This window comes from Sandarakinorhabdus oryzae (genome assembly GCF_009733735.1).
GTDB classification, from domain to species: domain Bacteria; phylum Pseudomonadota; class Alphaproteobacteria; order Sphingomonadales; family Sphingomonadaceae; genus Sandarakinorhabdus; species Sandarakinorhabdus oryzae.
The window spans coordinates 1-9,659 of the sequence record NZ_WNJP01000107.1 but is presented as its reverse complement, the minus strand read 5'-3'; the positions used below and the strand labels follow the sequence as shown (position 1 = coordinate 9,659).

12 protein-coding genes and 1 pseudogene are annotated in these 9,659 nt (G+C 66.2%); 9 read left to right on the top strand and 4 right to left on the bottom strand.

Annotation, left to right across the window (positions count from 1 at the left end; translation table 11 throughout):
• The 7 genes and pseudogenes from GJ693_RS10850 to GJ693_RS10825 form a co-directional block, all read left to right on the top strand.
• On the top strand, positions 1-2,225 hold a 2,225-nt coding region (locus GJ693_RS10850), incomplete at its 5' end, for a xanthine dehydrogenase family protein molybdopterin-binding subunit (RefSeq protein ID WP_156256323.1).
• Positions 2,222-3,247, top strand: coding sequence for a ferrochelatase (gene hemH / locus GJ693_RS10845; protein WP_156256322.1), 1,026 nt, complete (start codon positions 2,222-2,224; stop codon positions 3,245-3,247). The genes GJ693_RS10850 and hemH, both read left to right, overlap by 4 nt.
• Positions 3,248-3,340: 93 nt before the next feature.
• Positions 3,341-4,063 (top strand): acetoacetyl-CoA reductase, encoded by a 723-nt coding sequence (phbB, locus tag GJ693_RS10840; RefSeq protein WP_156256321.1) that lies wholly within the window; start codon positions 3,341-3,343, stop codon positions 4,061-4,063.
• A complete protein-coding gene (locus GJ693_RS10835; protein ID WP_156256320.1) occupies positions 4,063-4,278 on the top strand; it encodes a ribbon-helix-helix domain-containing protein in 216 nt (71 codons plus the stop codon). The genes phbB and GJ693_RS10835 overlap by 1 nt, the downstream gene beginning before the upstream one ends.
• A gap of 105 nt (positions 4,279-4,383) precedes the next feature.
• Positions 4,384-4,596, top strand: a pseudogene (locus GJ693_RS17675) (glutathione S-transferase N-terminal domain-containing protein); the annotation flags it as partial.
• An 18-nt stretch (positions 4,597-4,614) separates the two neighbouring features.
• Positions 4,615-5,373 carry a glutathione S-transferase gene (locus tag GJ693_RS10830; RefSeq protein WP_235902825.1) on the top strand — a complete coding sequence of 253 codons (759 nt, stop codon included), beginning with the start codon at positions 4,615-4,617 and terminating at the stop codon, positions 5,371-5,373.
• Complete coding sequence (locus GJ693_RS10825) at positions 5,370-5,837, top strand: hypothetical protein (protein ID WP_156256318.1); 468 nt, start codon at positions 5,370-5,372, stop codon at positions 5,835-5,837. The genes GJ693_RS10830 and GJ693_RS10825 overlap by 4 nt, the downstream gene beginning before the upstream one ends.
• Here GJ693_RS10825 and GJ693_RS10820 read toward each other — a convergent pair whose 3' ends face one another.
• Together GJ693_RS10820 and GJ693_RS10815 are read right to left on the bottom strand one after the other, a co-directional pair.
• Complete coding sequence (locus tag GJ693_RS10820) at positions 5,838-6,632, bottom strand: DUF1295 domain-containing protein (protein ID WP_156256317.1); 795 nt, start codon at positions 6,630-6,632, stop codon at positions 5,838-5,840. It abuts the gene before it with no gap.
• Positions 6,633-6,641: 9 nt separating this feature from the next.
• Positions 6,642-7,259, bottom strand: a complete 618-nt coding sequence (locus tag GJ693_RS10815) for a lysophospholipid acyltransferase family protein (protein WP_156256316.1) — start codon at positions 7,257-7,259, stop codon at positions 6,642-6,644.
• A 122-nt stretch (positions 7,260-7,381) separates the two neighbouring features.
• On the opposite strand from GJ693_RS10815, the gene GJ693_RS10810 reads away from it, so the two are divergent.
• Positions 7,382-7,789, top strand: a complete 408-nt coding sequence (locus GJ693_RS10810) for a DUF2177 family protein (protein WP_156256315.1) — start codon at positions 7,382-7,384, stop codon at positions 7,787-7,789.
• Here GJ693_RS10810 and GJ693_RS10805 read toward each other — a convergent pair whose 3' ends face one another.
• Complete coding sequence (locus GJ693_RS10805) at positions 7,790-8,248, bottom strand: SAM-dependent methyltransferase (RefSeq protein ID WP_156256314.1); 459 nt, start codon at positions 8,246-8,248, stop codon at positions 7,790-7,792.
• Between the two features lie 81 nt (positions 8,249-8,329).
• Positions 8,330-9,220 (bottom strand): phosphoserine phosphatase SerB, encoded by an 891-nt coding sequence (gene serB, locus GJ693_RS10800; RefSeq protein WP_156256313.1) that lies wholly within the window; start codon positions 9,218-9,220, stop codon positions 8,330-8,332.
• On the opposite strand from serB, the gene GJ693_RS10795 reads away from it, so the two are divergent.
• The coding region (locus GJ693_RS10795) for a tRNA (adenosine(37)-N6)-dimethylallyltransferase (protein ID WP_328598831.1) at positions 9,201-9,659 on the top strand (459 nt) is incomplete at its 3' end. The two genes, serB and GJ693_RS10795, sit on opposite strands and share 20 nt — an antisense overlap.

The following is a 9,659-nucleotide window of genomic DNA, read 5'->3' as shown; positions in this document are numbered from 1 at the left end:
GCCTCACTCGCCGCACCCTGTTGATCGCGGCCGCGGCCAGCACCGGCCTGGCCATCGGCTGGGCCGTGTGGCCGCGGGCGCGCGGGCTCAACTGGGCGGCGGGCCCGGGCGAGACGCTGGTCAATGCCTATCTCAAGATCGGCGTCGATGGCCGTGTGGTGGTGGCCGTCGCGCAGGCCGAAATGGGCCAGGGCATCTGGTCCGGCCTGGCGCAGATCATCGCCGATGAACTGGGCGCCGATTGGCAGGCCGTGGGGGTCGAACCGGCACCGCTTGGCCCGGATTATGCCAATCCTGGCCTAGCGCTGGATGCCGCTGCCGGCCAGTCCGAACCGATGCGCAGCCTGGTCCTCGGCGCTGGCCGCCGTGTGGCGCGTTTCCTCGATTTCCAGATCACCGGCGGCTCCAACAGTGTGCGCGCCTGGGAAATGCCGCTGCGCGCCGCCGGCGCCACGGCGCGCGAGATGCTGGTGAAGGCCGCCGCCCGCCGCTGGCAGGTGGATTGGCGCGAGGTCGATACCGCTGGCGGCTTCGTCATCTACAAGGCCAATCGCCTGGCGTTCCACCAGGTCATCGCCGATCTCGATCCCGATGATGCGCCCGATGAACCGACGCTGCGCAGCGTGCGCAAACTGGTCGGGCAGCCGGTCCAGCGGCTCGATGTGCCGGGAAAGGTCGATGGCTCGGCGCGCTTCGGCATCGATGTGCGCCTGCCCGGCATGGCCTATGCGTCCATCGTGCAGGGCCCGATCGGCGCCAAGGCTGCGCCGCTCACCAAGCCGGTGCTGCCCAGGGGAGTCAGCCTGGTGCAGGAGGACGGTTTTGTCGCCTGCGTGGCCGACAACTGGTTTGCCGCCAACCAGGCGGTGACCGCGCTGCCGCTGAAATGGGCCGCCGCCAAGGACCCGCCCGGCCCGTGGCTGCACGCCGCGGTGACCGGCGCGCTGGCTGCTGACGGCAAGCCATTCGGACCGCAGGGTCAGGTCGGCAAGCTGGTGCGCGATGATGGCGACGTGGTCGAAGCGCTGAGCGGCGGCGTGCTCACCGCCGAATACAGCCTGCCTTTCCTCGCCCATGCCTGCCTGGAGCCGATGACCGCCACCGCTCGGGTGGAAGACGGCCGTGCCGAGATCTGGGCGCCGACCCAGAGCGCCAGCCTGGCCGCCCGTGCCGTGGCCAAGGCGCTCGATCTCGATGCGTCTGACGTGGTGATCCACCCGACGCTGATCGGCGGCGGCTTTGGCCGCAAGGTGGAAGGCGATGCCTGCGCCCAGGCCGCGCTGATCGCACGCGCTGTGGGCCGGCCGGTGCAGCTGATCTGGAGCCGCGAGGAGGACTTCGCCCACGACATGTATCGGCCAGCGGTAGCCGCCCGCCTGCACGGCAAGGCGACTCCCAGCGGCATCCAGGGGTGGAACGCCGCAATTGCAGTGCCGGATGTGGGCGCCGCCTTCATGGGCCGCAACATTGGCAGCCTCGCCGGGCGGCCCGCCGCCGGCGCCGGTGCCATCGAGGGCGCGGTCGATCTGCCCTATGCCATTCCCAATCTGCGTGTGCAGCACTGCCTCGCCGATTGCACCGCGCCGCTCGGCTTCTGGCGCAGCGTTGGTCACAGTTTCACCGGCTTCATCGTCGAAAGCTTCGTCGATGAACTGGCGATGCTGGCCCAGGTCGATCCCGCCGCCTTTCGGCTGGCCATGCTGAAGGACAAGCCGCGCCATGCCGCTGTGCTCAACGCCGTGCTGGAAATGGGCGGGCCGTTGGGCCGCGATGGCGGAGATGGCCCCACCGATCCGGTGGTCGGTCGCGGCATCGCGCTGGTGGAAAGTTTCGGCAGCATTGTCGCCCAGATTGCCGAAGTGGAAGTGGTGACCGGCAAGCGGCCGCGCGTCACCCAGGTGTGGGCGGCGGTCGATTGCGGGCGGGTGATCAATCCCGACAGCGTGGTGGCGCAGATCGAAGGCGGCATCATCTATGGCCTGACCGCCGCGCTTTTTGGCCGCATCGATTTTGACCGGGGCACGGTGGCGCAGACCAACTTTGACGCCTATCCGCTGCTCACCATGGCTGATTGCCCCACCATCGAAACGCGCATCGTCGCGTCGACCGCTGATCCCGGCGGCATTGGCGAGCCTGGCACGCCGCCGATCGCGCCGGCCGTGGCCAACGCGCTGTTTGCCGCAACGGGCAAGCGCTGGCGCAACCTGCCCTTCTTCGCGGCATGACAACGCCGCTGATCCTGCCGCCGGTGCAATTGCCGCCCGGCCACGAACCCGTGCGGTCGGGCCGCATTGGCGTGCTGCTGGTCAACCTGGGCTCGCCCGATGCGCCGGATGTGCCATCGGTCAAACGCTTCCTGCGCGAATTCCTGTCCGATCCGCGCGTGATCGAGATCCCGCAATTCCTGTGGCAGCCGATCCTCAACCTGCTCATTCTCAACGTGCGGCCGCGCACCACGGCGGCCAATTATGCCAAGGTGTGGATGGAGGGCGGCTCGCCGATCACCGTCTACACGCGCAGCCAAGCCGAGGCGCTGCAGGCGCGGCTGGGGGATGGCATCGCGGTTGATTGGGCGATGCGCTATGGCACGCGCACCATCGGGGAGCGGTTGACGGCGCTGATGAAATCGGGCTGCGACCGCATCTTGCTGGCGCCGCTCTATCCCCAATATTCGGCGGCCACCAATGCCACGGTGGTGGACGAGGCGGCGCGTGTGATCGGCACCATGCGCTGGCAGCCGACGCTGCGCACCATGGCGCCCTATTTCGACAATCCCGATCACATCGCGGCGCTGGCGCAATCGATCCGCGATGGCGTCGCCGCGCTCGATTTCGTGCCCGATCTGATTGTCACCAGTTTCCACGGCATGCCGCTGCGCACGCTGGAGGCCGGCGATCCCTATCACTGCCAGTGCCTGAAGACCGGCCGCCTGCTGCAGGACGCACTGGGGATGAAGGTGAAGGTGACGTTCCAGTCGCGCTTTGGCCGCGCCGAATGGCTGAAGCCCTATACCGACGACACGTTGCTCGGCCTGCCCAAGGAGGGCGTGGAGAAGATTGCCGTCGTCTGCCCCGGCTTTGCCGCCGATTGCCTCGAAACGCTGGAAGAAGTGGCGATGGAAGGCCGCGACGAGTTCATCGAGGCGGGCGGCACGCATTTCGCCTATATCCCCTGCCTCAACGCCAGCGAGACCGGCATGGCCATGCTGGAAGCCGTCGTGCGCCGCGAACTGGCCGGCTGGTATTGAACCGGCCTCCAATCCGGCCCAAGATGAAAGCCAAGCCTGCTGCATCAACAAGCGGGCAACCGGCAGCCTGGGATCGAAAGGATGGGTGGGCAGATGGCACGAGTGGCAGTGGTGACCGGCGGCACGCGCGGCATCGGTGAGGCGATCAGCCTGGCGCTGCGCGACGCGGGCGTAACGGTGGCGGCCAATTTCGGCGGCAGCGATGAACGGGCCAAGGCCTTCAGTGACCAGACCGGCATCAAGAGCTACAAGTGGAATGTCGCCGATCACCAGGCCTGCCTGGATGGCTGCGCCCAAGTGGCGGCCGATCTTGGCCCGATCGACATCGTCGTCAACAACGCCGGCATCACCCGCGATGGCACGCTGATGAAGATGAGCTGGGAGGCGTGGGACGAGGTGATCCGCGTCAACCTGGGCGGCTGCTTCAACATGGCCAAGGCAACATTCGTCGGTATGAAGGAGCGCGGCTTCGGCCGCTATGTGCAGATCGGCTCGATCAACGGCCAGGCCGGCCAATATGGCCAGGTCAATTATGCCGCCGCCAAGTCGGGCATCCACGGCTTCACCAAGGCGCTGGCCCAGGAAGGCGCGCGTTTCGGCATCACCGCCAACGCCATCGCGCCCGGCTATATCGATACCGATATGGTCGCCGCGGTGCCGCCCGACGTGCTGGCCAAGATCGTCGCCAAGATCCCGGTTGGCCGGCTTGGCCAGGCCAGCGAGATTGCCCGCGCGGTCGCCTTCCTGGTCAGCGAGGAGGCGGGATTCATCACCGGCTCCACCATGTCGGTCAACGGCGGGCAACACATGTACTGATGGCCGGCACCGGCCCCCGCAAATACAGCCTCACCATCCAGGGCCACGCCACCAGCCTGACTCTGGAGCCGATCTTCTGGCAGGCGCTGAACGAGGCGGCGGCTGCCGAGGGCAAATCGCTTGCCGCACTGGTCGCCGAAATCGACGAAGCGCGCACCACCAACCTTTCGAGCGCGGTTCGCGTCTGGCTGTTCGAACGGGCGCGCAACCGTTAGCCCGTATGCCTGACGGCTGCACATGACCTTGCCATTCCCGCAGCTTTTCCGAAGCGGTCGTCCAGAGCTTGATACGACGGCAACCTCACAAGGGACTGCAGGCTGATGTATGTGATCAATGGCGCGCTTGGGTCCCCTTATTCGATGAAGATGCGGGCAGTCATGCGCTACCGCCGCATTGCGCACATCTGGAACCACGGCGCATTGGTGCGGGATGCACAGGCCAGGGTGAAGGCGCCGGTGATCCCGGTGATCGAATATCCTGACGGCAGCTTCCACAATGATTCGACCCGTTTGATCTATGATCTGGAGGCGCGGCATGCTGGACGCAGCATCGTGCCGCCTGATCCCGGCACGGCCTTTCTTGCACATCTTCTGGAGGATTTTGCCGATGAATGGCTGACCAAGGCGATGTTCGGCTATCGATGGCTGGAGGATGTCGACCAGATCCAGATGAGTCGTTGGCTGGCCTTTGACGCCTTCAAAGGCGGTGGCCTGCAGCAGATTGAAAGTTTTGCGGCCACGTTCCGGGCCAGGCAAGTCGGGCGCATGGCGCTGGTTGGCTGCACGCGGGAGAATTTTGCGCTGATTGCGCAATCGACAGGGCGGGTGCTGCAGGCGCTGGAAGATCATGTTGTTGGTGCGCATTGCCTGTTCGGCACCAGGCCATCGCTGGCGGAGTTCGGTCTCTACGGCCAGCTGTCGCAGCTTGGCGTTGATCCGACCGCGCAGGCCCTGATGCGAGCAGAGTATCCCTTCAGCTTCCGCTGGCTAGCCCACATCGATGACGCGTCGGGCGTGACAGGTGAATGGGACAGTGCCGATGTGCCGTTCAAGCCGGTGGTCGAGCAGTTGCTGGCCGAAGCGGGGCGGGTGTACGGGCCATTCCTGCTGGCAAACGAAGCCGCCGCTGCGGCGGGTGAGAGCCAGTTCCGGATCGATGTGGAAGGTCTGCCCTATTCGCAGGGGGTGTTCAGTTACCAGCGCAAATGCCTCGCTGATCTGCGTGCTCGCCATGCCGCGCTCGACTCCGGCGCCCGCGAACGGATCGACCCGGTTCTGGTCAAGACCGGCTGCATCGGTTTTCTGACATGAGCGGCCTGCTGGCCCGATTGCTTCCTGTGCGGCCTGGCAATGAATTTCCCGGCAACAGGGTTGCGCTTTGGGCCTTCTACGGGCTGACCGCGCTGACACTGTGGCGCAGCCTGCATCATATTCTGGCGCCGGATGGCGGCGCTCAATCGGTCGCCACCATTCCGCTTGATCAATATGATCCTGCCGCGGCGGCGACCGTGATCGCAATGTTCGCGCTATGGGGATTGTCGCAGCTGCTCACGGCCCTGGTCATGCTGCTGGCCTGCGTGCGCTACAAATCACTGATACCGCTGCTCTGGCTGCTGGTTCTTGCGGAGTATGCCGGGCGCTGGCTGGTGCTCCACGCCAAGCCCATCGTCACGATTGGCACCGCGCCGGGCGTGATCGGCAATCAGGTCTTGCCGTTCGTGGCGTTGATCATGCTGATCCTGTCGCTGCGCCCGCCCTCGCACGGAGGCAGCTGACTACGGCCGCTTCGGCGGCAGCGGGAAAAAGCCCGACGTGCGGCGGATATAGTCCTCGTAGCCGGGGCGGTGCTTCTTCAGGCTGTGCTCCAGCATCGGCGCGCCTGACCAACGGGTGAGGGTAAAGCTGAGGAACAGTGGGCCCACCACTGTCCACCACGGCGCGCCGGCCGCGATCCCGACGATGAAGATGCCCCACCAAGTGGTGAAATCACCGAAATAATTGGGGTGACGGGTGTAGCGCCACAGGCCGGTGTCCAGCACCTTGCCCTTCATCGCCGGATTGGCGCGGAAGGCTTCCAGCTGCGCGTCCCCAATGGTTTCAAAGGCGATGCCGATCAGCGCCAGCGCGACACCGATCAGGCCCCAGCCCGGCAAAGGGCCGCCGGCATCGGCCAGCACGCCCGCCTGCGCCGGCAACGACACGCCCCACAGCAACGGGCCCTGCATGCCGAACGCGCGCCACCACGCCGCTTTCGCAAAGCTCATCCCCTGTTTTTCCATCGCGTGGCCAAGGATCCGTTCATAGCGCGGGTCACGGCCGAGTCGGCGCCAGCGGGTGATGAGGTGGGTGCCAAGCCGCAGGCCCCAAAGGCTGGTGAGGCCAAGCAGGATCCAGCCGGCCGGGCCGGCCGGCCCGCCGTTCAGCGCGGCGGCGATGGCCACGGCATAGACCATGCCATAGGCCCAGATCGCATCGATGAAGGACACGTCGCGCAGGGAAACGCTGACGCGCCAGCACAGCGCCATCAACAGCAAGACGGCGGCGAGGGTGATACCGAGATTTGTGATCATCGTGGGAGTTCAGGCCGCCTTGTCAAACGGTTGCACGCTGGCAGCCATGATCGATTTCATGGCCTTTTCAGGGTGTCTGGGGGTGGTGGAGCGGTAGAATTCCTCCACCCGCGCCATGTCTGCGGCATAATCGCCCGTTGGCATGAACGCTTGTGCGAGGCCGCCGGTCTTCTTGGCATAGTCCATCATCCCGACGATCAGCGGAACCTTGGCCCCGATGGCGATATGGTAGAAGCCGGTCTTCCATTGGCCGACCGACTTGCGCGTGCCTTCCGGCGCGATGGTGAGCAGGAATTCGTCGCGGCGGTTGAATTCCTCGATCATCGCCTGGACATAGTTGCCGCCGGTCTCGCGGTTCACCTCCACGCCGCCCATTTCGCGCATGAAGCGGCCGAGCGGCCAGCGGAACAGCTGCTTCTTGGCCATGAAGCTGGTTTCGATGCCCAGATCGCGGGTGAGGCCGATATAATAGATGAAATCCCAGTTGGAGGTGTGGGGCGCGGCAATGATGATGCCCTTTTTCGGGATCACCGGCGGCGCCACCGCCTTCCAGCCCATGGCGTGATAGAAACGCACGATCAGCCATTCCAGCAGGCGCGACAGCGCACTCTTCTTCACGCTGGTCATGGCGCCCCCCGTACGCGGGCGGCCAATGGCGCGCCCAGTTGCTTGTGACACAGCATCGCGGATGCAAGCGGCTGCTGTCAAATGGCGTGTCAATCGGGCGCGGCCCCGCTATGGCCGGCGCCATGATCAAGATGTTCGCCGCCTATGGCCTCACCCTCATCGCCTTTGCTGCCATCGATGCAGTGTGGCTGATCAACATGGCGCCGCGCCTCTACAAGCCGGAGATTGGCCCGGTGATGATGGAAAATGGCTTTCGCCTCGCGCCGGCGATGATCTTCTATGCCATCTATCTGGCCGGCATCGTCTATTTCGCGGTCTGGCCGGGATTGACTGAAGGCGTGGCACGCGCGGCCTTGCAAGGGGCCGTTCTCGGCTTTGTCTGCTATGCCACCTATGATCTGACGAACTATGCGACGCTGAAGGTGTGGAGCCTGAAGGTCACCGTGCTCGATCTGATCTGGGGCACGGTGTTGACCGGTGGCACGGCGGCGGCCGGCACCTGGATGACGTCGAAGCTCTTCCCGGCCTGATCACCAATAATCGGCCATGATGGCGCGGGCCCAATCGGGTTCGCGCACGTCGCCGCGTGGCAGGAAGCCGGCCATCACTGGCTTGATGTCGAGCACCGGCGTGCCGTCGATTGCGTCCAGTCCCTCCACTTCAAGATTCAGGCCATCGACGCCGACGATGCGGCATATGGTGACGCCCAGCCGATTGGGCCGGTTCTTGCCCCGCTGCGCGAAGATGCCGACGCGCGGCCAATCAGGGTTGCCGCGCGGGTGGCGGGCAGTGGTGGTGATCTGGTTGTCCGTCACTTTGTCGAACAGGAAGATCACTTCGGCATGGCTGAAGGCGTCGAGGCCCAGCAGCGCCTCGGTCGTGAAGCCGGCGGGATCGAGGCGGATGCTGGCCCGGCTCGCGCCCCAGTCATCGTCGATGGCCTCGCTGCGGCCACCGTGGACCTGGCCGATGGGGGTGAGGGTAACCATGGCAATTCTCCCGCTGCTGCCGGGAGTGTAGCGCGGCTGGCCGAACTGCCTAGCGGCCGCCGTGCATGGCAGCCATGCTGGTCAGGCCACCCATTCGGCCCGGCGATAGCCCTGCGCGCGCAGCAGCACGGTGAGGTCACCGTGGCGGACATGGGCCTGTGCGGCCGCCGCCGCCTTGGGCTTGGCGTGATAGGCAATGCCCAGCCCGCCGGCGGCACTGGCAGCCTGGATCATCGGGATGTCGTTGGCGCCATCGCCCACCGCCAGCGCTGCACCGAGCGGCGTGCCGTCGGCTTCGAGCAGCGCCTTCTTGGCGGCGGCATCGACAATGGGGTCGGGCACGGTGCCGGCGAGCACGTCACCATCAACATCCAGCCGGTTGGCCAGCACGCGCGCAAAGCCGATCTCGCGCGCCACCGGCACCGCAAACGGCATGAAGCCGCCGGAAACCAGTAGCGAGCGCGCGCCATTGGCGGCCATTGTCTGCACCAGCTGGCGCGCACCGGGATTGAGGCGCACGCGCTCTTCCCGGCACTGGTCGAGCGTGGCCACCGGCAGGCCCTTGAGCAGTGCGACCCGGGCCTTGAGTGCGCCGGCAAAATCCAGCTCGCCGCGCATGGCGGCTTCGGTGATGGCGGCGACTTCGGCCTTGATGCCGGCATAATCGGCGAGTTCGTCGATGCATTCGCAGGCGATCATGGTCGAATCCATGTCGGCGACGATCAGGCTCTTGCGGCGCGGGGTGGCGCCGGATTGCACAACGACGTCAACCGCCGGCAGGGCGTCTTCCAGTGCGGCGCGGATGGCGGCGGCGTCACCGCGGGCGAGAATGTCATGGGCGTCGCCGGCCTCCAGCCAGCTTTGCGCGACGATTTCGGCGCCGATGCCGCGCACGACATCGCTTGCGGCCGCGGCATCGCCGGGCGACAAGGCGCCTTCGGCAACCAGGGTGATGATGAGCGCGTCTGCCATAAACCTCGATCCGGAACGGGTCACCGTCCTGACAGGGCCGACGGCTGGCGGCAAGTCTGCGCTGGCGCTCGACCTGGCGGCCCGTGTGGGCGGCACCATCATCAACGCCGATGCCAGCCAATTGTATCGCGAACTCGCCATCGTCTCGGCGCGGCCGACAGCGGACGAGGAGGCGCAGGTGCCACACGCACTCTATGGCATGCTTGCCGGCGATGATGTCTGCACGGCGGCGCGCTGGGTGAAGCTGGCCAAGGCCGAGATTGCGGCGGCGCGGGCGGCGGGCCGACAGCCGATCATCGTCGGCGGGACGGGGATGTATCTGGCAGCGCTGGTCCACGGCCTGGCACCGGTGCCGGCGATCCAACCCGCCGTTCGCGCCGAGGTGCGGTCGCTGGACACCGAAGCGGCGCGCGCCGCGCTCGAGCAGGAGGACCCGGCG